This is a genomic window from Micromonospora sp. NBC_00858, assembly GCF_045207365.1.
GTDB lineage: Bacteria > Actinomycetota > Actinomycetes > Mycobacteriales > Micromonosporaceae > Micromonospora.
This window is the reverse complement of sequence record NZ_CP108828.1, coordinates 5441006-5461441: the sequence shown is the minus strand read 5'-3', so window position 1 is coordinate 5461441 and position 20436 is coordinate 5441006. Positions and strand designations below refer to the sequence as shown.

The window sequence follows — 20436 nt, the reverse complement described above, 5'->3', positions numbered from 1 at the left end:
CGGCGATCCGCCCTAGACCGACGCGGGCTGGGCGTTGGCGGGCGCGGCCGGGGCGGCGGAGTCGTCGTCCACAGCGGCGCCGGTGAACTGGGAGCGGTAGAGCCGGTGGTACGCGCCCTGAGCGACGAGCAACTGCTCGTGGGTGCCCTGCTCGACGATGCGACCGTTCTCCATCATGAGGATCAGGTCGGCGTCCCGGATGGTGGAGAGCCGGTGCGCGATGACGAAGCTGGTCCGATCCGAGCGCAGCGCCGCCATCGCCCGCTGGAGCAGCACCTCGGTGCGGGTGTCCACCGAGCTGGTCGCCTCGTCCAGGATCAGCAGGGACGGCTCGGCGAGGAACGCCCGGGCGATGGTGATGAGCTGCTTCTCGCCAGCGCTGACGTTGCTGCCCTCCTCGTCGATCACCGTGTCGTAGCCGTCCGGCAGGCTGTGCACGAACCGGTCGACGAAGGTGGCCCGGGCCGCGGCGAGGATCTCCTCCTCGGTCGCGTCCGGCCGGCCGTAGGCGATGTTGTCCCGGATGGTGCCGCCGAAGAGCCAGGTGTCCTGGAGCACCATGCCGATCCGACCGCGCAGGTCGTCGCGGCGCATGGTGGTGATGTCCACCCCGTCCAGGGTGATCCGCCCGGCGTCCAGCTCGTAGAACCGCATGACCAGGTTGACCAGTGTGGTCTTGCCGGCGCCGGTCGGGCCGACGATGGCAACCGTGTGCCCCGGCTCGGCGACCAGTGACAGGTCGTCGATCAGCGGCTTGTCGAGCTCGTAGCGGAACGAGACGTGCTCGAACTCGACCCGGCCGTGCGGGTCGAGAACCCGGGCCGGTTCGACCGGGTCGGGGCTCTGCTCCTCGGCGTCGAGGACCGCGAAGACCCGCTCGGCCGAGGCCACCCCGGACTGGAGCAGGTTGGCCATCGAGGCGAGCTGGGTGAGGGGTTGGGTGAACTGGCGGGAGTACTGGATGAACGCCTGCACGTCGCCAAGGCTCATTGTCCCGGACGCCACCCGCAGCCCGCCGACCACGGCGATCGCCACGTAGCTGAGGTTCCCGATGAACATCATCGACGGCATGATGATCCCGGAGATGAACTGCGCGCCGAAGCTGGCCCGGAACAGCTCCTCGTTCTTCGCGGCGAACGCGGCCTCCACCTCGCGCTGCCGGCCGAAGACCTTCACCAGCTCGTGACCGGTGTACGCCTCCTCGATCTGGCCGTTCAGCTCGCCGGTGTGCTTCCACTGCGCGATGAACTGCTGCTGCGAGCGCTTGGCGATGCGCTGGGTGACCAGCACCGACAACGGCACCGCGACCAGGGCCACCAGGGCCAGCAGCGGCGAGATCCAGAACATCACGCCCAGCACGCCGATCACGGTCAGCAGCGAGGTGAGCAGCTGGCTGAGGGTCTGCTGGAGACTGGTCGAGATGTTGTCGATGTCGTTGGTGACCCGGCTGAGCAGCTCACCGCGGGGCTGCCGGTCGAAGTAGGGCAGCGGCAGCCGGTTGAGCTTCTCCTCCACCTCCGCCCGCAGCCGCAGCACGGTGCGCTGGACCACCCCATTGAGCAGCCAGCCCTGCCACCACGACAACACACTCGCGGCCAGGTAGAGCCCGAGCGCCAACAAAAGCACCCGGCTCAGGGCGCTGAAGTCGATGCCCGCCCCGGGCACGATGTCCATCCGGGCCAGCATGTCGGCGAAGCTCTCGTTGCCGCCGGCCCGGGCCGCCGCGACGGCCTGCTCGGTGGTCGTCCCCGCCTCCAACTGCCGGCCGATCACCCCGTTGAAGATCAGGTCGGTGGCGTGGCCGAGGATCTTCGGCCCGGCGACACTGAAGCCGACGCTCACCACGGCCAGCGTGATGATCGCGGTCAGGTGCAGCCGGTGTGGGCGCAGCCGGCCGAGCAGCCGCCGGGCGGACGGCCCGAAGTTCATCGACTTCTCGGCGGGCATCCCGGCGCCCGCCCACGGCGGCCCGCCGCCCTGGCGGCCCGGAGGCAGCCGCTTCGGCGTCGCCGCGTCGCCGCCGGGCTGTTGCGCGTCGCCCTCCGGCGTCCGCGCGTCGCCGGCCGGCTTCTGCGTGGGTACGGCCGCGGTCCGCGACTCGTCGGGCTCGCTCATGCCGGCACCTCCGCCGTCTGCTGGGAGGCCACGATCTCGGCGTACGTCGGGCAGCTCTCCAGCAACTCCTCGTGTCGTCCCACTCCGACGACCCCTCCGTCCTCAAGCACGATGATCTGGTCGGCGTCGACGATCGTGGAGACCCGCTGGGCCACGATCACCACCGCGGCCTGCGCGGTGACCGGGCGCAGCGCCGCCCGCAGCCGCGCGTCCGTGCCGAGGTCGAGCGCCGAGAACGAGTCGTCGAACAGGTAGATCTCGGGCTGCCGGACCAGCGCCCGGGCGATGGCCAGACGTTGCCGCTGCCCACCGGAGACCGTGCTGCCGCCCTGGGCGATCGGGGCGTCCAGCCCGCCGGGCATCTCGGCCACGAAGTCCCGGGCCTGGGCGATCTCCAGCGCCGCCCACAGCTCGTCGTCGGTGGCGTCCGGGTTGCCGTAGCGCAGGTTGCTGGCGACCGTGCCGGTGAACAGGTACGGCCGCTGCGGCACCAGGCCGATGCGCCGCCACAGCTCGTCGGGTGCCAGCTCCCGTACGTCCACCCCGTCGACCAGCACCGCCCCGGCAGTGACGTCGACCAGGCGGGGAACGAGCGACAGCAGGGTGGTCTTGCCGGCACCGGTGCTGCCGATGATCGCCGTGGTGGTGCCCGGGGTGGCCCGGAAGGAGATGTCCCGCAACACCGGCTCGACCGCGCCCGGGTACTGGAAACGCACCCCGCGCAGCTCCAGTTCGGCCCGGGTGGGCAGCTCGGTGACCGGGTCGGCGGCGGGGACCACCGACGAGTCGGTGTCCAGCACCTCGATGATCCGCTCGGAGCAGACCGCGGCCCGGGGCACCATCATCAGCATGAAGGTGGCCATCATCACGGCCATCAGGATCTGCATCAGGTACTGAAGGAAGGCGGTGAGCGCGCCGACCTGGATCGCACCGGCGTCGACCCGCTGCGCGCCGAACCAGAGCACCGCCACGCTGGAGACGTTCAGCACCAGCATGACCACCGGGAAGATCAGGGCCAGCAGTCGGCCGGTACGCAGCGCCGTGGCGGTCAGGTCGGCGTTGGCGACGCCGAAGCGATCCGTCTCGTACGGCTCGCGGACGAAGGCGCGGACCACCCGAATGCCGGTGATCTGCTCGCGCAGCACGCGGTTGACCGTGTCGATCCGGGTCTGCATCAGCCGGAACCCCGGGACCATCCGGCGGATGATCGCGCTGAGCGCGACGGCCAGCACCGGCACGCTGACCAGCATCAGCCAGGAGAGCCCGAGATCCTCCCGCAGCGCCATGAACACGCCGCCGACGCTCATGATCGGTGCGGCGACGAGCATGGTGCAGCTCATCAGCACGAGCATCTGCACCTGCTGCACGTCGTTCGTGTTGCGGGTGATCAGCGACGGCGCGCCGAACCGGGCCACCTCGCGGGCGGAGAAGCGGTTGACGTGCCCGAACAGCGATGCGCGGACGTCCCGACCGAAGCCCATCGCGATCCGCGCGCCCAGGTAGACCGCCGCGATCGAGCAGATGATCTGGATCAGGCTGACCAGCAGCATCCAGCCGCCGGTGCGCACGATGTAGTCGGTGTCGCCCCGGGCCACGCCCTGGTCGATGATGTCGGCGTTGAGGCTGGGCAGGTAGAGCGAGGCCATGGTGCCCACGAACTGGAGCAGCACGACCGCCGTCAACGGTTGGTGGTAGGGACGCAGGTGACTGCGTAACAGTCGGATCAGCACGACGGATCCTTCGGTTCGGTGTCACGTCCGGCCATCCGCGGGTCGTCCCCGCTGCCGATGACCTCGAGCAGGAACTCGCGGATGACCTGGGCCTTCGCCGGGTCGGCGTCGACCGAGGTGAGCGGAATTCCGGAGTGCATCAGCGTGGTGAGCGCCGCCACCCGCTCCCGCCCGGCGGGAGTGATGGCGAGCCGGACGCTGCGCCGGTCGCTCTCGTCGCGCTGCCGCTCGACCAGCCCTTCGCGGGCCAGCGTGTCCACGATGCCGGTCAGGGTCGCCGGGCGCACGAAGCCCTTTTCGGCGACCTTCCGGTGGGGCAGCTCGCCGTGTCGGGCGAGCGTCATCAGCGTCACCATGCCAGCCTGGGTGAGGCCGTGCTCCTCGGCGAGGTAGCGGTTCCACCGCTGCCCGACCAGGTGCCCGGCCACCACCACCAGCCGGCCGAGCGGCACATCCTGGAGTGAGACGAGTTCCACGGAAGGCAGGTTAGTCCCCTGATAGTCAGGGGCCAAATGAAATAACCGCCGCAGTAGCCACGAACACGATCTGCAGGGCGGTGCGCGGGCCGAGCGGGGTGACCGGCTTCCCGCCCAGGGTCAGCCCTCGGCGGGCGGCCGAGACGTTGGCCGGGAACATCGCGAGCATGAGAAGGCCGAGCCCGGCCGCGGCCAGGCGGGCTGTCGCCGGCACCAGCAGGCCGACCGCGCCGACCAGTTCCAGTACGCCGGTCAGGGTGACCAGCAGGGCCGGCCTGGGCAGGGCGGGCGGGACCATCGCGATCAGGCCGGCGCGCCGCTGGCCGACGAAGTGCGCGACGCCGGTCAACACGAACATCAGGGCCAGCCCGACCCGTAGTGCGGGGTGCCAGCCCTCCAGTGCGGTGATGCCGGCCAGGCCGGCCAGGCGGGCCAGTGCGGTGCCGACCACCAGGGCGATCAGGGGTGCCATCGAATCCTCCTCGGGAAAACTTGTCAGTGACAAGATTGCGGCCTGGACCGGCATCTTGTCAATGGCAAGATATGATTCGGGCATGACCGAAACGCGCGCGTACCACCACGGCGACCTGCGCCGTGCCCTGCTCGCCGCTGCGGTGGAGGCGATCGAGGAGGTCGGGCCGGCCGCGTTGAGCCTGCGCGATCTAGCCCGCAGGGCCGGCGTCTCGCATGCCGCGCCCGCGCACCACTTCGGCGACAAGGCGGGTCTGCTCACCGCGCTGGCAGCCCAGGGCTTCGACCTGTTGGCGCAGGCGCTGGTCAGGGCGGGTGACGACATGTTGGCGGCCGGTGTCGCGTACGTCGACTTCGCCGTCCAACGCCGGGCGCACTTCGAGGTGATGTTCCGGCCCGAGCTCTACCGGGCCGACGACGCCGAGTTGGTCGCCGCGCAGGGGCAGGCCCGGGCCGCACTGCGGGCCGGGGTGGGCGCACTGCCCGCCCGTGGCGCGCCCGCCGATGCCGACCGGGACTCGCTCGCGGCCTGGTCGATCGCGCACGGCTTCGCGACCCTCTGGCTGGCGGGCGCACTGCCGGACCGGGTCGGTGACGACCCACGCGTGGCCGCCCGTGCCGTACTGCGCCGGCTCGTCAACTGACCACCGCGTGGCGGCCTGCGCCGACCCTCACCAGCTGGTGGGCAGCGGCATCCCCTCGGTGTAGCCGGCGGCGCTCTGTACGCCGACGACCGCCCGCTCGTGGAACTGCGTCAGGTCCCGCGCGCCGGCATAGGTGAAGGCGCTGCGTACCCCGGCGATGATCTCGTCGATCAGGTCCTCGACGCCGGGCCTGGCCGGGTCCAGGTGCATTCGGGCCGAGGAGATGCCCTCCTCGAACACCGCCTTGCGGGCCCGGTCGTACGGGCTGTCGTCGGCGGTACGGGCGCTGACCGCCCGCGCCGAGGCCATCCCGAAGCTCTCCTTGTACCGCCGGCCGTCCGCGTCCGTGTAGAGGTCACCGGGAGACTCGTAGGTGCCGGCGAACCAGGAACCGATCATGACGTTCGAGGCGCCGGCGGCGAGCGCGAGCGCCACGTCGCGCGGGTGCCGTACGCCACCGTCGGCCCAGACGTGCCGGCCGAGCTCCCGGGCCGCCGCCGAGCAGTCGAGCACGGCGGAGAACTGCGGCCGGCCCACCCCGGTCATCATCCGGGTGGTGCACATCGCCCCCGGGCCGACGCCGACCTTGATGATGTCGGCACCCGCCTCGACGAGGTCGCGTACCCCCTCGGCGGTGACCACGTTGCCGGCCGCCACCGGCACCCCCGGGTCCAGCTTGCGGACCGCCTGGAGGGCGGAGATCATCCGCGCCTGGTGGCCGTGCGCGGTGTCCACGACCAGCGTGTCCACCCCCGCCTCGAGTAGCGCGGCGGCCTTGCCGGTGACGTCCCCGTTGATCCCGATCGCGGCGGCGATCCGCAGCCGACCCCGATCGTCCACCGCCGGCGTGTAGAGGGTGGCCCGCAGCGCGCCCTGCCGGGTCAGCACCCCGATCAGCCGGCCGTCGGCGTCCACCACGGGGGCGAGTCGGCGTCGACCCGCCGAGAGCAGGTCGAAGCCGGCGCGCGGGTCCGCGTCCGCCGGAACGGTGTGCAGCTCGGTGGACATCACGTGCCGCAGCTGGGCGAACCGGTCCACGCCCAGGGTGTCCGCCTCGGTGACCACGCCCATCGGCCGGCCGGCCTCGTCGACCACGATCACCGCGCCGTGCGAGCGCTTCGGCAGCAGGTGGATGGCGTCGCCCACGGTCTCGGTCGGGCCCAGGGTGATCGGTGTGTCGTAGACCAGGTGCCGCTGCTTGACCCAGGCGACGACGTTCGCCACCACCTCGATCGGGATGTCCTGCGGGATCACCGCGATCGCGCCCCGCCGGGCCACCGTCTCGGCCATCCGCCGGCCGGCGACCGCGGTCATGTTGGACACCACCAGCGGGATGGTGGTGCCGGTGCCGTCGCCGGTGGACAGGTCGACATCGAGCCGGGAAGCCAGGTCGGAGCGGGCCGGCGCCATGAAGACGTCGGTGTAGGTCAGGTCGTGCGCGGGGACCGCGCCGTGAAGGAACCGCACCCGGCCATCATTCCTGCCTGCGGCCACCCGTGCCCCCGTCGGTGCCGCAAACCACCCCCGCAACGCCTCGCCTGCGGACAAAGCGTGCGGAAGGGGTACGTCAGGCGATGGTGCAGATGGCGGCACCGGCGGTGATCACGGCACCGACCTCGGCGGTGAGCCCGCTGACCGTGCCCGCCTTGTGGGCGTGCAGCGGCTGCTCCATCTTCATCGCCTCCAGGACCACCACCAGGTCGCCCTCGGCCACGGTGTCGCCGTCCGCCACCGCGATCTTGACGATGGTGCCCTGCATCGGTGAGGTGAGCGCGTCGCCGCCGACCGGAGCGCCGGCCTTGGCTCCGCCGCCGCGCCGGGTCGGCTTGCGCGCGGCTGGCGCGGCGGTGGTCGTACCCCCGCCGAAGCCGGCGGGGAGGCTGACCTCCAGCCGCTTGCCACCCACCTCGACCACCACGGTCTCGCGTTCGGCCGGCGCCTCGGCGGCGCTGGCGGCCCCGGCGAACGGCGGCACGGTGTTGTGGAACTCGGTCTCGATCCACCGGGTGTGCACGGTGAACGGCTCGGCGGTGAAAGCCTCGTCCCGCACCACCAGCCGGTGGAACGGCAGCGCGGTGGCCATCCCGTCGATCACCATCTCGTCCAGCGCGCGCCGGGCCCGCTCCAGCGCCTCGGTCCGCGTCTCACCGGTGATGATCACCTTGGCCAGCAGCGAGTCGAAGTTGCCTCCGATCACGTCTCCGGCCGAGATGCCGGTGTCCACCCGCACGCCGGGGCCGGTGGGCAGCCGCAACGCGGTGACCGTGCCCGGGGCGGGCAGGAAGTTGCGGCCCGGGTCCTCGCCGTTGATCCGGAACTCGATGGAGTGCCCACGCGGCGTCGGGTCCTCGGTGATCCGCAGCTTCTCGCCGTCGGCGATCCGGAACTGCTCGCGGACCAGGTCGATGCCGGCGGTCTCCTCGGTGACCGGGTGCTCGACCTGGAGCCGGGTGTTGACCTCCAGGAAGGAGATGGTGCCGTCGGCGCCGACCAGGTACTCCACCGTGCCGGCGCCGTGGTAGCCGGCCTCGCGGCAGATCGCCTTGGCGCTGTCGTGGATCTGCGCGCGCTGAGCGTCGGTGAGGAACGGCGCGGGCGCCTCCTCGACGAGCTTCTGGTGCCGCCGCTGCAACGAGCAGTCCCGGGTGCCCACCACGATCACGTTGCCGTGCTGGTCGGCGAGGACCTGCGCCTCGACGTGCCGCGGCTGGTCCAGGTAGCGCTCGACGAAGCACTCGCCCCGGCCGAACGCCGCGACCGCCTCCCGGGTGGCCGACTCGAACAGCTGGGGGATCTCCTCCATGGTCCGGGCCACCTTGAGGCCGCGCCCGCCGCCACCGAAGGCGGCCTTGATGGCGACCGGCAGGCCGTGGTCCACGGCGAACGCCATCACCTCGTCCGGGTTGGCCACCGGGTCGGGGGTGCCGGGGACCAGCGGTGCGCCGGCACGCTGGGCGATGTGCCGGGCGGTGACCTTGTCGCCCAGGTCGCGGATGGCCTGCGGGGTGGGGCCGATCCAGGTCAGCCCGGCGTCGATGACCGCCTGGGCGAAGTCGGCGTTCTCGGACAGGAAGCCGTAGCCGGGGTGCACGGCGTCGGCGTCGGCCCGGGCGGCCACGTCGAGCAGCTTGTCGATGCGCAGGTACGTCTCGGTCGCGCTGTCCCCGCCGAGCGCGTACGCCTCGTCCGCGAGAGTGGCGTGCAGGGCGTCGCGGTCGGAGTCCGCGTAGACCGCGACACTGCCCAGGCCGGCATCGCGGCAGGCGCGGATCACCCGGACGGCGATCTCGCCGCGATTGGCGATGAGTACCTTGCGCACCTTCGTGGCTCCTCCCGGCAGGTTACTGACCGGGAGTGTATCGGCCACCCTGGTGGCCCTAACGATCGCTCAGTGTGGGATGCCGCACTGTCCCTGCCGCCTCTAGTCAAACTTGGCTAATACGCTTGTGTGGTGTCTGCGACTCGGATGATGATCCTCGGGCTGGTGCGGTGGATGCAGCCCGTGCACGGCTACGACGTGCGCCGCGAGCTGCTGAGCTGGAGCGCCGACAAGTGGGCCAACGTGCAGCCCGGGTCGATCTACCACGCGCTGCGCAAACTCACCGAGGAGGGACTGCTCCGCGCCGTCGCCACCGAGCAGGTCGGCGCCCGTCCGGCACGCACCACGTACGAGGTGACCGCCAAGGGGGAGGACGAGTTCGAGACGTTGCTGCGCAACCTCTGGTGGAACTTCAACGAGCCGACGGACCCGTTCACGGCGGCGTTCTCGTTCCTGCCCGCGATGCCGCGGTCCGAGGCGGCGGCGGCCCTGCGCAACCGGGCCAACCTGCTGCGTGCGGGCATCGAGTCGATGCGCGCCTCGCTGGAGTCGGACTGGGTGCGCAACACCAAACCGGTGCACGTCGGTTGGATGTTCGAGCTCTGGTCGGCGCGGGCGGAGGCGGAGATGAGCTGGTGCGAGCGGATCGCGGAACGGATCGACTCCGGAGTGTCGTACCTGCCTGCTGAGCTGACGAACGCCGAAGGTTGGCCGCAGTGGACGGACGGCGGAGAGCCGGCCGCTCCCGACACGAAATAATCAACGTTGACCACAAAAGCTATATCGCGTTAGCCTGCTGACGGCACAGCGGGGAGTGCGCCGTCCGGCGTCGTCCCCCTTGACGGCCGGCCCGGCCGGCCCGGACGACCAGGAGCAGAGATGATCGAGACCAGGGGGCTGCGGAAGTCGTTCCGCTCCCGCGCGGGTCGAGAGACGAAAACCGTGGACGCCGTGCGGGGCGTCAACCTTGAGGTCGCCGAGGGTGAGATCTTCGGCTTCCTCGGCCCGAACGGCGCCGGCAAGACCACCACGCTGCGGATGCTCGCCACGCTGATCGAGCCGGATGGCGGCGATGCCACCATCGCCGGCGCCGACCTGCGCAAGGACCCGGCCGAGGTGCGCCGTCGGATCGGCTACGTCCCGCAGGGCGGCAGCACCTGGGACGAGTCGACCGCGCGCGAGGAGCTGGTGCTGCACGCCCGGATGTACGGCATCCGCAAGGCCGACGCGCAGCAGCGCGCCGCCCGAGCCCTGGACGCCTTCCAGCTCACGGAGTACGCCGACCGCAAGTGCAAGACCTACTCCGGCGGCCAGCGCCGGCGGGTGGAGATCGCGCTCGGCATCATCCACGAGCCGAAGATCGTCTTCCTTGACGAGCCGACCACCGGCCTCGACCCGCAGAGCCGTGCCCACATGTGGGACGAGATCCGGCGGCTGCGCAGCGACGGGATGACCGTCTTCATCACCACGCACTACCTGGACGAGGCCGACGCGCTCTGCGACCGGATCGCGATCATGGACAACGGCGAGGTGGTGGCCGAAGGCACTCCGGCCGAGCTCAAGCGGGAGATCTCCGGCGACGTGGTGTTGGTCGGCCTCGACCTGGCCGCCACCCCGCAGGCCGCCCAGGTGCTCGACGGCGAGCCGTACGTCAACAAGCTGGAGACCGCCGACGAGGGCGGCCTGCGCCTCTACGTCGAAGAGGGCGCCGTCGCCATCCCGCAGGTCCTGCGCAGACTCGACCACGCCGGGCTGGACCTGCGCTCGATCGAGCTGCACCGGCCCAGCCTGGACGACGTCTTCCTGACCAAGACCGGCCGCTCGCTGCGCGAGTCCTGACCACCCGGAGACGACTCATGAAATTCGCCCGTGACACCTGGCTGATCTTCCAGCGGCAGACCCAGCTGCTGCTGCGCAACCCGGTCTGGGTCTTCGTCGGCGTCTTCCAGCCGGTGATGTACCTGCTGCTCTTCGCCCCGCTGCTCAAGCCGGCGCTGAACGCGCCCACCCAGGCCGCCGCCTACAAGATTTTCGTACCCGGTCTGCTGGTGCTGCTGGCCATCTTCGGCGGCCTGTTCCAGGGCTTCGGCCTGATCGCCGAGCTGCGCGCCGGGGTCATCGAACGCTCCCGGGTCACCCCGATCAGCCGGCTCGCACTGCTGCTCGGCCGCTCGCTGCGCGACGTGGTCTCGCTCCTCGTGCAGGCGGTCATCATCACCCTGCTGGCGCTCCTGTTCGACCTGCGCGTGTTCATCGGGGACCTGCTGTTGGCGTACCTGATGCTCGCCCTGATCGCGTTGATGACCTCGGCCGTCTCGTACGGCGTCGCGCTCAAGGTCAAGAGCGAGGACGCGCTGGCCCCGCTGATGAACACGGTGGCTCAGCCGGTGCTGCTGCTCTCCGGCATCCTGCTGCCGCTCACCTTCGCGCCCGGCTGGTTGCAGGGCATCGCCGACTGGAACCCGTTCTCCTGGGCGGTCGACGGCACCCGGGCGCTGTTCGCCGGCGACCTGGGCAGCGACAAGGTCTGGCAGGGCCTGACCATCACCACGGTGCTCGCCGCGGCGGGGGTCGTCTGGGCCGCCCGCCAGTTCGCCCGCAGCGTGCGCTGACGCGACCCAGTTCCTGGATATCGGGGTGTCCTTCGCACGTGGACACCCCGATATCCGCGTTCAGCGGTTGCCGCCGTTCAGCGCACCCGGGCGAGCGTCAGGCCGTCCGCGACCGGCAGCATCACCGGGTCCACCCGCACGTCGGCCAGCACCTCGTCGTTGAAGGCGGCGATGGCCCGGTCGGCTTCGTTCTGCGGCGCGATCACCCGGCCGCCGCGCAGCACGTTGTCAACGGCGATCACCCCACCCGGACGCATCCGGGGCACCAACTCCGCCCAGTAGACCGGGTAACCGGTCTTGTCCGCGTCGATGAACGCGAAGTCCAGGTACCGCTCGTGCGGCAGCTCCCGCAGCCTGTCCCCGGCCGGGCCGATACGCAGGTCGATCTGGTCCTGCACGCCGGCCCGAGCCCAGTAGCGCCGGGCGATGCCGGTGAACTCCTCCGAGATGTCGAAGCAGGTCAGCCGCCCGTCCTCGGGCAGTCCTCGGGCGATCGCCAGCGCCGAGAGCCCGGTGAACGTGCCGACCTCGACCGCCTGCCGCGCGTCGAGCAGCCGGGTGAGGAAGGTCAGGAACGCGGCCTGTTCCGGGGCCACCTGCATGGTGGCGTGCTCCGGGAGCACCGACCGGGTCTCCTCGGCCAGGTCCCGGATGATCTCGTCGGGCGGAGAGCCGTGCGCGACCAGGTACGCGTGCAGCTCGTCGGTGAGCGGGATCGACTTGGTGGTCATGACCGGACGTTACCGAGTGGCTCGATCGTCTGGCCTCCAGGCGCGACCTTCGTCCACAGGTCGGTGATCCGCAGGCCCAACTCGGCGAGGAGGCGGCGCAGCAACGGCATCGAGAGCCCGACCACCGTCCCCGGGTCACCCTCGATCCGCTCCACGAACGGCCCGCCCAACCCGTCGATCGTGAACGCGCCCGCCACGGCCAGCGGCTCGCCGCTGGCCACGTACGCGGCGATCTCGTCGTCGCTGATGTCGGCGAAGTGGACGGTGGTCGAGGCGACCGCCTCCGCGCGACGCCCGGCGGCAACGTCGATCAGGCAGTGCCCACTGTGCAGAACGCCGCTGCGTCCCCGCATCCGCTGCCACCGCCGGGTGGCGTCCGCCGGGTCGGCCGGCTTGCCGAGGATCTCCCCGTCGAACGCGAGCACCGAGTCACAGCCGATCACCAACGTCCGCTGGTCGGTGGCCGGGCTCAGCCGGGTCAGCACCGCCTGCGCCTTGAGCCGAGCCAGCTCCAGGCACAGCTCTTCGGCTCGTTCGGTCACCACCAGGGATTCGTCCACCCCACTGACCAGCACGTCCGGCTCGATGCCAGCGGCTTGGAGAGACTTGCGACGGGCAGGGCTCGCCGAGGCGAGCACGAGGCGGAGCGGCAGAGATACAGACACGCGACCGACGTTACCGGCCCACCGCCCCCACGACCCGCGCACCACGACCACCCAGCCGCCCCAGCTCGCGCGCCGAACGCCTTGATCCACTCCATATCGCCGACATCGCGCTATCCCATCTCGCGGACGCCCCCAGATCGCCGACCTTGAGTCGATCACCGTGCCGTCGACCCGTCAGCGACTGATTCGGGGTGGCGGGTCGTCGCCTCGCCGCCTCCGCCGCACCACCAGCGCCCATCCAACACCGGCAGCCACGATCACCCCTAGGGTGGCCAGGCCGCGTACCGTCGCACCGCCGTCGTCGCCCGGCTGAACGGCGGCCGTCGTAGTCGGACCACCACCGGCCGGCGCGCTCGCCGACTCAAACCCCAACGGGGGTACGTCCGCCGTCAGCGCCGCCACGAGGTCGATCACGCCATAGCCGTACTCGTCGTCGCGCCCCGGCGGCCCTTTGTCGACGGCCGTGGCCGTGAGCCGGTGCGCCACCTCCTGCGCCGGCAGGTACGGGTACTTGGAACGGATCAGCGCCGCCGCCCCCGCCACGATCGCGGTCGCGTCGGAGGTGCCGGTGCCTTTGCGGTACTGGCCGTTGATGCTCGTGCTGTAGATGTCGACCGCCGGTGCAACCACGTCGATCTCCGGTCCGGTTACCGAGACAGCAGCATGATTCCCTTCCTGGTCAATCCCGCCGACAGCGATGACTCCTGCATAAGAGGCCGGGAAGCTGACGTACTGATCGCGTGGCTTATTGCCTGCTGCTGCAACGATGACGATATCCGCCCGTATGGCGGCTTCTACGGCTCTTTGCAAATTCGAGTTTGATCCAGCAACAGACGAGATGCTGATGACTTCGGCTCCGCGGGTTATAGCGTATTCGATCCCGGCGGCAAGATTGTCGCTATCGCCCTCCTCGTCCGTCATTTGGATGCGGATAGGGAGAACGCTAGCCTCTGGGGCGATGCCGAGGGCTCCAGTGGTCTTGCTACGTCCATGCGCAGCAATTAGGCCTGCCATGCCAGTGCCGTGGCTGCTCGCATCCTTCCGACCGTCGCCGGTGCCATCGGAAATGATGTCGATACCAGGTAGCAGGTTGCTCTGTAGGTCCGGATGTTTCTCCACGCCGGTGTCTGGCACTGCCACAGTAACTCCGTTGCCTCTGCTGATTCTCTGGACTTCAGCGGCGTGAAGGTATTTCAGATGCCACTGATCGCCACGAATCAGCTCCACGCCCTGCGGGTCGGGCATAGCTTGCGCCGGCAATGGGGTTTGCAGTAGGACGGCCATAGTGCTAAAGCTCGCCAGGACTGCCCAAGCGGCGTGCGGCTTACCGATCAAAGCCGATGGCGGGGCCGGGATCGATAGGATCCGGTTGGTCGGGCGGGCGGACGACTGGATCGACACCCTGATCGGTCTCCCATGGATGATCGGGATCCCAAGGCTTCTCACCGCGGCGGGCTTCCCGGGGATCCGGACGAGAGGTGCCACCACCTGCGGGGTTGATGTTTGGAGCGCCGCCGAAGGGGGTGAATCCATGTGGCAAGCCGGGGCTGCGGCCGCTACCCGGTCGGGAACCGGCTCCGCCTGTCGGTCCAGTTCCCGCGCCTCCACCGCCTATTACGCCGCCAACCGGGTTGACACGACGAGGTGGAGTGCCTGCACCAGGTTGCCCTAGGCCGCTTCCGGGGAGTCCCCCGATCATGCCACCGGGAGGCATCGAACGCGGGTATGCAGGTTGGCTTGTATGGGACGGCGTCCCATTGCCGCTGCCAGGACGGCCGATGGTGTGCGGCTGAGAGCTAAGAGGTCTAGCGGATCCAGCAATTGGTGGGATGCCGGGCGATAGAGGCGGTGATCCGAGGCCGAGAGTTGGGTTAGTTGGCGCTTTGGGGGCAAGCCCTGGACCGGTGTTGGCCGGAGCGTTGGCTAGACCGCTGCCCGCCGCGCCAAGGATAGGACCGGAGCCGGGAGCATTCGGCGTGGGAACGGGCTGGACAGTTGTCTGCGGCCGAACTCCGGGAGTTGTCGTCAGAGGAACGGGCACGATTGGAGGAATAATTGGGGCAGTTGCCCCGGCGTATATGTCAGGGTTTCCCTGATCGGCGACGGGTTTACCCCTTGGTGGAGGGGGTGGTTTTTGGAGGGTGGCTTGGGCTTGTTGGAGTTCGCCACTGAGGTTGAACATCATGGCGCGCGCCTGCACGTTCAGCCGTTCCAACTCGACGTCGGTCACCGGTGATGCCGTGACCCGGCTGCCCATGATCGCCTTCGGGTCGGCGGCCGTCGCCTCGTACGCCTGCTTCTGCTGGAGCTTGGTCGCGTACTCCTCATAAACCTTGCGGAGTTCGGCGCGGGTGGTGCCGATGGCCTCGGTGGCGGCGGAGAGTGCGGTGTAGTTGGCGGCGGCGGCGTCGTGAGTGTGCCGCACCTTGTCGATCAGCTCGTCGAGCTGGGCGAGGTACGTGACGGAGGCGGCGCTGGTTTCCGGCGGCCATGCCTCGGCCAGCCCGCGCCGGTAGTCCTGGAGTCGGCCGAGGTGGATCTGCGCCAGGTCGCAGACCTTGCGCCAGCCGGCGACCTGCTTCCAGTGGTTGGCGGTGTCGTGGTCCTGTAGGCACGCCCACATGCTGCTGACGTCCATCAGCTGCCAGTCGGTGAGGCCGGAGGTGCGGCCGCTGCCCCGTTCGATCACGGTAGGACCACCGGCCTCTCGCTGTCCGGGCTGGTCGGGTCGGTCAGCATCGGCGTCGGGCCGCCGGGCAGGACGGTGCCCGGGTCGGTGAGGGCCCGCTGGACGTCCACCACCCGGGCGGCGGAGAAGACGTCGGTGTCGGCGTATTGGGTGGCGACCCGGTCGGCGACGGCGGCGAGGTGGCCGGTGGCACCTCGGACCGCGTACACCATGTCGGTGGTGGCCTGCTGTGTCTCGTGATGGGCGTGCAGGAAGGTGACCAGCTCGATGAAGGCGTCGCAGGGGTTGGGCACCTTCGCGGACATGTCGTCGGCGATGTACGACAGGTGTGGCGCGTAGTTGCTCTCGACCTCGGCGGCGAGCCGGTCGGCGAACTCCCGGAGCTGACGGATGTCGGCCTCGATGCCGCCGTAGTTGCGCAGCCAGGGCGTGGGGCGGTCTTCTTCGGGGATCATTGATCCTCCCTACCCGTTACTGCACCGTTTCCCTGAGTGAGATTAACGGCTGGGAGCGACGCTGACAGCCCCCGTACGGCGGGTCGGGTCAGCGGGGCAGGCCGGCGGAGCGCCACCCGCCCGGACCGGCCGCGAGCGCCGTGCCGGCCGGTCGACCGCTGCGGGCCCAGACGGAGGGGTCCACTCGCGCGGGGGCGGCGGCCGGGCGGGATCGGACGACGATCGCACCGACCAGGGCGGCCAACTCCTCGGCGGTGGGCACGCCGCGGACGACCCGGAACAGGGGCTCTTCGGCAGACATGCCGCCAGGGTACGCGGCGCGAAGTTGTGGGGAACGCAGAGTGGCGTGCCGGCGGTGTGAGGGTCGGGCCCTCCGGGTACCGTCTCACCGATGTCGAACGCGCTTCCCCAACTTGTCGCTGACCGATACCGGCTTCTCTCGCCGCTCGGCCAGGGCGGCATGGGTCGGGTGTGGAAAGCGCGCGACGAGGTGCTGCACCGGGACGTCGCCATCAAGGAGTTGGTGCCGCCTCCCGGCCTCACCGACGAGGAGCGCCGCGAGATGCGGGAGCGCTCGCTGCGGGAGGCGCGGGCCATCGCCCGGCTCAACCACGTCAATGTCGTCCGCATCTTCGACGTCCTCCGCACTGACGGCGACCCGTGGATCGTCATGGAGTACGTGGCGTCGAGGTCGTTGCAGGACACTCTCGCCGAGGACGGGCCGGTGTCGCCGGCCCGCGCGGTCGAGATCGGGCTCGGCGTGCTGGGCGCCCTCAACGCGGCGCACAAGGCTGGCGTCATGCACCGCGACGTCAAGCCCGGCAACGTTCTGCTCGGCGACGACGGCCGGGTGGTGTTGACCGATTTTGGACTCGCCACCATTCCGGGCGACCCGAACGTCACCCGCACCGGCATGGTGCTCGGTTCGCCGGCGTACATCTCGCCGGAGCGGGCCCGGGACGGCACCGCCGGGCCGGAGGCCGACCTGTGGTCGTTGGGCGCGACGCTCTACGCCGCCGTGGAGGGCAAGTCGCCGTACGCCCGGCCGTCGGCGATCGGCACGCTGGCCGCGTTGGCCACCGAGCCGATGCCGCCGCCGAAGAACGCCGGCCCGCTCAAGGCCGTGCTCAACGGGCTGCTGCGCAAGGACCCGAACGAGCGGATCAACGCTGAGGTGGCCGAGCGGCTGCTGCGCCGCGCCGGGGGCAAGCGGGCACGCAGCATCTCGCTGCTGGATGGCGTACGCCGGCCGGGGCCGAACGGTCCGCGCGAGCCGCGCCCGCCACACGTGCCGGTCCCGCGGCCCGCCGAGAATCGCGCCGACCAGCCGGTGTCGCCACCTGCGCCGCGTACCCCGCCACCAGCGGCCGTTGCCGCGACCCCCGCTGTCGACGCCACGCCGACTGCCGTCGTGCCCTCCGGGGCGGACGCTGACCCGACCGAGACGGTGCCGGCGGACGACCCGACCGCCGCGGTCGACCGCCCGGCGACCTCCGACGCCGAGCCCACCGCGAGCGTCGCGGTTCCGGGCGACACACCCGCCGACGGTACGAGGGCGGCCGACGACGACGAACCGACCGTGGTCGACGGTCCGCCGGTGGCGCCGGAGCAGCGCAGGCCGACCACCCCGACGGCGGTCATGGCGGCTGCGGTCGACCCGGTCGGGCGCGCGGCGGTGCTGCCGTCCGACGGTACGAAGCCGAACAACACCCGACGCAATCTGCTGATCGGGGCCGTGGTGGCCCTGCTGCTCATCGGCCTCGCGGTGATCGTGCCGCTGCTCGGCAAAGAGGACGAGACCCCGGAGGCCGGCCCGACCGGCGCGGCCGGGACCTCGGCGCCGCAGACCTCCGCGCCGTCGGTGCCCCCGCCCACCAGCGGCGCTCCCAGCCCGACGCCGTCGGCCACTCCTTCGGTCGACCCGAACGCGCTGCCGCCAGGCTGGAAGCTGCACAAGGACCCGGCCGGGTTCGCCCTGCCGCTGCCCGACGGCTGGGTGCGCCGGCCGGTCGATGGCAGCACGGTTGTCTTCGACCAGTCCAACGGGCCGGGCGAGCTGCTCGTGCAGTGGACCAGCAGCCCGGCACCGGACGCGGTCAGTGACTGGCGGGACAAGGAGCCGGACCGCAGGAAGTTCGTCAACAACTACCAGTACATCGACATCAAGCGGTGCGACTTCTGGAAGACCTGCGCGGACTGGGAGTGGCTGGAGACGCGCGACGGGACCCGGATCCACGTCCGTAATCGGGGCTTCGTGACGGCCACCAACCGCGGGTACGCCATCCGGTGGGAGGTCGCCGACAAGGACTGGCAGGCCAACCTGCCGAACTTCGAGCGGATCGCCACCGGGTTCGTGCCCGACCGCAAGGACTGAGCCGCGGGATTCGCGCCGGTACGGAACTGATTCGCATGACCTTCCGTCGTCTGGGGTATCTGACCATCGACGACGGAAGGAGGTACGACATGGGTTACCGACGGAGGGATGCCCGGCCCCGGCTGGCACTGTGGATGCTCGTCGCACTCGGCGACGCGGTCCTGCTGCTGGTCAGCGTGGGGATCTCGGCGCTCATCGCACTGCTCAGCGTCGTGGCCGTTGCCGTCTGCGGCGTGGGCGCCTGGCGGCTGAGCCGGAGATCGACCCTGGCGCGCGAGGACGCTCCCGTGGTGGTTCCGGCGATGAGCCGGCGGCGGGCCTGACCCGTACCGGCCCAGTGGCGGCAGCCGGACCGATTGTCGACCGTGAGGTGACAGCCGATCCCGCTGCCGCCAACTGCCTCCCCAGGCGGATCGGGCGGAGCGGCGCGGATCAGGCCGTGTTGTTGGCCAGCGCGACCAGCCGGGTGCGGTCGCCGTTCCAGTAGTTGCGGTCCACGTTGCCGCTGATCCCGGAGACGGCGCCGGTGCTGGTGTACTGCCAGAAGCTCCACACTGGCGCACCCGCCGGCAGGGCGCCCGGCGTGCTCGCCCAGCGGGCCAGCCAGAGCGGGTGGTTCGCCCACGGGCCGGTCCAACTGCCGGTGCACTGGTTCCAGAAGCTGGCCGTGGTGTAGATGACCGCGTAGCGGCCGGTGCGGGAGCGGTAGGTGTTCAGGAAGTCCTGCACCCAGTTGCGCATCCCGGTGGTGCTGAGCCCGTAGCAGTAGCCGCCGGCGTACGGGTTGGCCTCCAGGTCCAGCGCGGCGGGGAGCGTCCGGCTGTCGGCCGACCAGGCGCCGCCGTTGGAGGCCAGGTAGTTGGCCTGGGTCGAGCCGGCGGAGATGTTCGGCCGGGCAAAGTGGTACGCCCCGCGGATCACCCCGGCGTTGTACGCGTTGACGTAGTTCGCGTTGAAGCGCGGGTCCTTGTAGCTGGTGCCCTCGGTCGCCTTGATGAACGCGAACTGGATGCCGGAGTTTCGGACGCTGGTCCAGTTGATGGAGCCCTGGTAGTTGGACACGTCGATGCCCGGCGTGGTGGCTGCCGCCGCCGGGCCAGCGGTCGCGACCAGGGCCGCCGCCGCGGTGGCGAGCACGGTGAGGCCGGCCGCGAGCACGCGGCGCAGCGATGATCTGGTACGGGCCATGGCTGCCTCCAAGGACGTCGGTCTATTGACGTCCATCTTTGGAGATAACTGCCTTAGATCACAAGACTGGTTAAGAAAATCTTCATCAACGGGCGTAAGTCGGCCCGGTGACCGGAGCGGAACGATCAGCGCAGGGCCCGGGGCACTGAACGGCACCGGTAGGCTCGCGCCCCATGATGTCGATCGACGGGCTGGGCGACCTGTGGGACACGCTGTTCGGCGCGCAGCCGGACCCGCCCCCGCTGCTGGTGCTGATCACCGCGGTCGTCGCGCTGGTGGTGGTCTCCACTCGGCTGCCGTGGCGGATCGCCCGTAACGCGATCACCATCGCGCACGAGGGCGGGCACGCACTGGTCGCCCTGCTCACCGGTCGCAAGCTGCGGGGCATCCGGCTGCATTCGGACACCTCCGGGCTGACGCTCTCCGCCGGCCGGCCCAGCGGGCCGGGCATGATTCTCACCCTGCTGGCCGGCTACGTCGCCCCGCCGTTGGTCGGGTTGGCCGGTGCCTGGCTGCTCGGCGGCAACCGGATCACCCTGCTGCTCTGGGTCGCGGTGGTGCTGTTGCTCGCCATGCTGGTCATGATCCGCAACGCCTTCGGCGTGGTGTCGCTGCTGGTCACCGGTGCGCTGGTGCTCGCCGTCTCGTGGTACGCCACCCCGCAGGTGCAGGCCGCGTTCGCGTACACCGGGGTGTGGTTCCTGCTGCTCGGCGGGGTACGGCCGGTGGTGGAGCTGCAACGGCTGCGCTCGCGTGGCCGGATGCCCGCCTCCGACGCCGACCAGCTCGCCGGGCTCACCCCGTTCCCGGCGTTCTTCTGGGTGACCTTCTTTGCCCTGGTCAACCTGGTAGCGCTCGTCGCCGGCGCACTGCTGCTCGCCGGCCCGATCCTCACCGACGCCGGCCTGACCGGCTGACCGCCAGGGCGCCGCACGGAGCGAGCACCGGGACCCCTCGCTGGGCGGGC

The 20436-nt window shown here is 70.6% G+C and carries 20 protein-coding genes; 7 read left to right on the top strand and 13 right to left on the bottom strand.

Going from position 1 to position 20436, the window contains the following annotated elements; genetic code table 11:
- Positions 1-12 precede the first annotated feature (12 nt).
- The 4 genes from OG990_RS25365 to OG990_RS25350 all read right to left on the bottom strand — a co-directional run bounded on the left by OG990_RS25365 (position 13) and on the right by OG990_RS25350 (position 4793).
- On the bottom strand, positions 13-1947 hold the full coding sequence (locus tag OG990_RS25365) for an ABC transporter ATP-binding protein (RefSeq protein ID WP_406081875.1): 1935 nt from the start codon (positions 1945-1947) through the stop codon (positions 13-15).
- Positions 1948-2111: 164 nt separating this feature from the next.
- A complete protein-coding gene (locus OG990_RS25360; RefSeq protein ID WP_406077396.1) occupies positions 2112-3845 on the bottom strand; it encodes an ABC transporter ATP-binding protein in 1734 nt (577 codons plus the stop codon).
- The gene (locus tag OG990_RS25355) at positions 3839-4321 is read right to left on the bottom strand and encodes a MarR family transcriptional regulator (RefSeq protein WP_355602452.1); all 483 of its coding nucleotides are present in this window, start codon (positions 4319-4321) and stop codon (positions 3839-3841) included. Before OG990_RS25355 ends, OG990_RS25360 begins: the two co-directional genes overlap by 7 nt.
- 25 nt (positions 4322-4346) lie before the next feature.
- A complete protein-coding gene (locus tag OG990_RS25350) occupies positions 4347-4793 on the bottom strand; it encodes a DoxX family membrane protein (protein WP_406077395.1) in 447 nt (148 codons plus the stop codon).
- Positions 4794-4875: 82 nt separating this feature from the next.
- On the opposite strand from OG990_RS25350, the gene OG990_RS25345 reads away from it, so the two are divergent.
- Positions 4876-5436 (top strand): TetR/AcrR family transcriptional regulator, encoded by a 561-nt coding sequence (locus OG990_RS25345; protein ID WP_386985180.1) that lies wholly within the window; start codon positions 4876-4878, stop codon positions 5434-5436.
- A gap of 27 nt (positions 5437-5463) precedes the next feature.
- Here OG990_RS25345 and OG990_RS25340 read toward each other — a convergent pair whose 3' ends face one another.
- Both OG990_RS25340 and OG990_RS25335 read right to left on the bottom strand, forming a co-directional pair.
- Positions 5464-6903, bottom strand: a complete 1440-nt coding sequence (locus OG990_RS25340) for a GuaB1 family IMP dehydrogenase-related protein (protein WP_406077394.1) — start codon at positions 6901-6903, stop codon at positions 5464-5466.
- A gap of 100 nt (positions 6904-7003) precedes the next feature.
- A complete protein-coding gene (locus OG990_RS25335; protein WP_406077393.1) occupies positions 7004-8755 on the bottom strand; it encodes an acetyl/propionyl/methylcrotonyl-CoA carboxylase subunit alpha in 1752 nt (583 codons plus the stop codon).
- 147 nt (positions 8756-8902) lie between these two features.
- Between OG990_RS25335 and OG990_RS25330 the strand changes: the two genes are divergently transcribed.
- From OG990_RS25330 to OG990_RS25320, 3 genes are all read left to right on the top strand, one after another.
- On the top strand, positions 8903-9514 hold the full coding sequence (locus tag OG990_RS25330; RefSeq protein ID WP_328426303.1) for a PadR family transcriptional regulator: 612 nt from the start codon (positions 8903-8905) through the stop codon (positions 9512-9514).
- A gap of 120 nt (positions 9515-9634) precedes the next feature.
- Complete coding sequence (locus OG990_RS25325; protein ID WP_328423465.1) at positions 9635-10594, top strand: ATP-binding cassette domain-containing protein; 960 nt, start codon at positions 9635-9637, stop codon at positions 10592-10594.
- A gap of 17 nt (positions 10595-10611) precedes the next feature.
- Positions 10612-11367 (top strand): ABC transporter permease, encoded by a 756-nt coding sequence (locus OG990_RS25320; RefSeq protein ID WP_355602462.1) that lies wholly within the window; start codon positions 10612-10614, stop codon positions 11365-11367.
- Positions 11368-11444: 77 nt separating this feature from the next.
- Here OG990_RS25320 and OG990_RS25315 read toward each other — a convergent pair whose 3' ends face one another.
- The 6 genes from OG990_RS25315 to OG990_RS25290 form a co-directional block, all read right to left on the bottom strand.
- Entirely contained in the window at positions 11445-12098 is a 654-nt protein-coding gene (locus OG990_RS25315) for an O-methyltransferase (RefSeq protein WP_355602464.1), read from the bottom strand.
- Positions 12095-12763 (bottom strand): Maf family protein, encoded by a 669-nt coding sequence (locus tag OG990_RS25310; protein WP_355602466.1) that lies wholly within the window; start codon positions 12761-12763, stop codon positions 12095-12097. Before OG990_RS25310 ends, OG990_RS25315 begins: the two co-directional genes overlap by 4 nt.
- Before the next feature lie 174 nt (positions 12764-12937).
- Complete coding sequence (mycP, locus tag OG990_RS25305) at positions 12938-14047, bottom strand: type VII secretion-associated serine protease mycosin (RefSeq protein WP_406077392.1); 1110 nt, start codon at positions 14045-14047, stop codon at positions 12938-12940.
- A gap of 40 nt (positions 14048-14087) precedes the next feature.
- Positions 14088-15452, bottom strand: coding sequence for a hypothetical protein (locus tag OG990_RS25300; protein ID WP_406077391.1), 1365 nt, complete (start codon positions 15450-15452; stop codon positions 14088-14090).
- Positions 15449-15907, bottom strand: coding sequence for a hypothetical protein (locus OG990_RS25295; RefSeq protein ID WP_386985170.1), 459 nt, complete (start codon positions 15905-15907; stop codon positions 15449-15451). The genes OG990_RS25300 and OG990_RS25295 overlap by 4 nt, the downstream gene beginning before the upstream one ends.
- 88 nt (positions 15908-15995) lie before the next feature.
- Positions 15996-16208: an acyl-CoA carboxylase subunit epsilon gene (locus tag OG990_RS25290; RefSeq protein WP_406077390.1), complete on the bottom strand. Its 213-nt coding sequence runs from the start codon at positions 16206-16208 to the stop codon at positions 15996-15998.
- A gap of 90 nt (positions 16209-16298) precedes the next feature.
- On the opposite strand from OG990_RS25290, the gene OG990_RS25285 reads away from it, so the two are divergent.
- Positions 16299-18281 (top strand): protein kinase domain-containing protein, encoded by a 1983-nt coding sequence (locus OG990_RS25285; protein ID WP_406077389.1) that lies wholly within the window; start codon positions 16299-16301, stop codon positions 18279-18281.
- An 89-nt stretch (positions 18282-18370) separates the two neighbouring features.
- Entirely contained in the window at positions 18371-18604 is a 234-nt protein-coding gene (locus OG990_RS25280) for a hypothetical protein (protein WP_328423481.1), read from the top strand.
- A 109-nt stretch (positions 18605-18713) separates the two neighbouring features.
- Here OG990_RS25280 and OG990_RS25275 read toward each other — a convergent pair whose 3' ends face one another.
- Complete coding sequence (locus OG990_RS25275; protein ID WP_406077388.1) at positions 18714-19469, bottom strand: GH25 family lysozyme; 756 nt, start codon at positions 19467-19469, stop codon at positions 18714-18716.
- 173 nt (positions 19470-19642) lie between these two features.
- Here OG990_RS25275 and OG990_RS25270 point away from each other — a divergent pair, with 173 nt between their 5' ends.
- On the top strand, positions 19643-20386 hold the full coding sequence (locus OG990_RS25270) for a M50 family metallopeptidase (protein ID WP_328423485.1): 744 nt from the start codon (positions 19643-19645) through the stop codon (positions 20384-20386).
- Positions 20387-20436 lie beyond the last annotated feature (50 nt).

Bases quoted from the DNA above. Each gene is read 5' to 3' on its own strand.
- OG990_RS25365 (WP_406081875.1), bottom strand. From the start codon at position 1,947: ATGCCCGCCGAGAAGTCGATGAACTTCGGGCCGTCCGCCCGGCGGCTG.
- OG990_RS25350 (WP_406077395.1), bottom strand. From the start codon at position 4,793: ATGGCACCCCTGATCGCCCTGGTGGTCGGCACCGCACTGGCCCGCCTG.
- OG990_RS25345 (WP_386985180.1), top strand. From the start codon at position 4,876: ATGACCGAAACGCGCGCGTACCACCACGGCGACCTGCGCCGTGCCCTG.
- OG990_RS25330 (WP_328426303.1), top strand. From the start codon at position 8,903: ATGATGATCCTCGGGCTGGTGCGGTGGATGCAGCCCGTGCACGGCTAC.
- OG990_RS25325 (WP_328423465.1), top strand. From the start codon at position 9,635: ATGATCGAGACCAGGGGGCTGCGGAAGTCGTTCCGCTCCCGCGCGGGT.
- OG990_RS25320 (WP_355602462.1), top strand. From the start codon at position 10,612: ATGAAATTCGCCCGTGACACCTGGCTGATCTTCCAGCGGCAGACCCAG.
- OG990_RS25315 (WP_355602464.1), bottom strand. From the start codon at position 12,098: ATGACCACCAAGTCGATCCCGCTCACCGACGAGCTGCACGCGTACCTG.
- mycP (WP_406077392.1), bottom strand. From the start codon at position 14,047: ATGGCCGTCCTACTGCAAACCCCATTGCCGGCGCAAGCTATGCCCGAC.
- OG990_RS25295 (WP_386985170.1), bottom strand. From the start codon at position 15,907: ATGATCCCCGAAGAAGACCGCCCCACGCCCTGGCTGCGCAACTACGGC.
- OG990_RS25290 (WP_406077390.1), bottom strand. From the start codon at position 16,208: ATGTCTGCCGAAGAGCCCCTGTTCCGGGTCGTCCGCGGCGTGCCCACC.
- OG990_RS25285 (WP_406077389.1), top strand. From the start codon at position 16,299: ATGTCGAACGCGCTTCCCCAACTTGTCGCTGACCGATACCGGCTTCTC.
- OG990_RS25280 (WP_328423481.1), top strand. From the start codon at position 18,371: ATGGGTTACCGACGGAGGGATGCCCGGCCCCGGCTGGCACTGTGGATG.
- OG990_RS25275 (WP_406077388.1), bottom strand. From the start codon at position 19,469: ATGGCCCGTACCAGATCATCGCTGCGCCGCGTGCTCGCGGCCGGCCTC.
- OG990_RS25270 (WP_328423485.1), top strand. From the start codon at position 19,643: ATGATGTCGATCGACGGGCTGGGCGACCTGTGGGACACGCTGTTCGGC.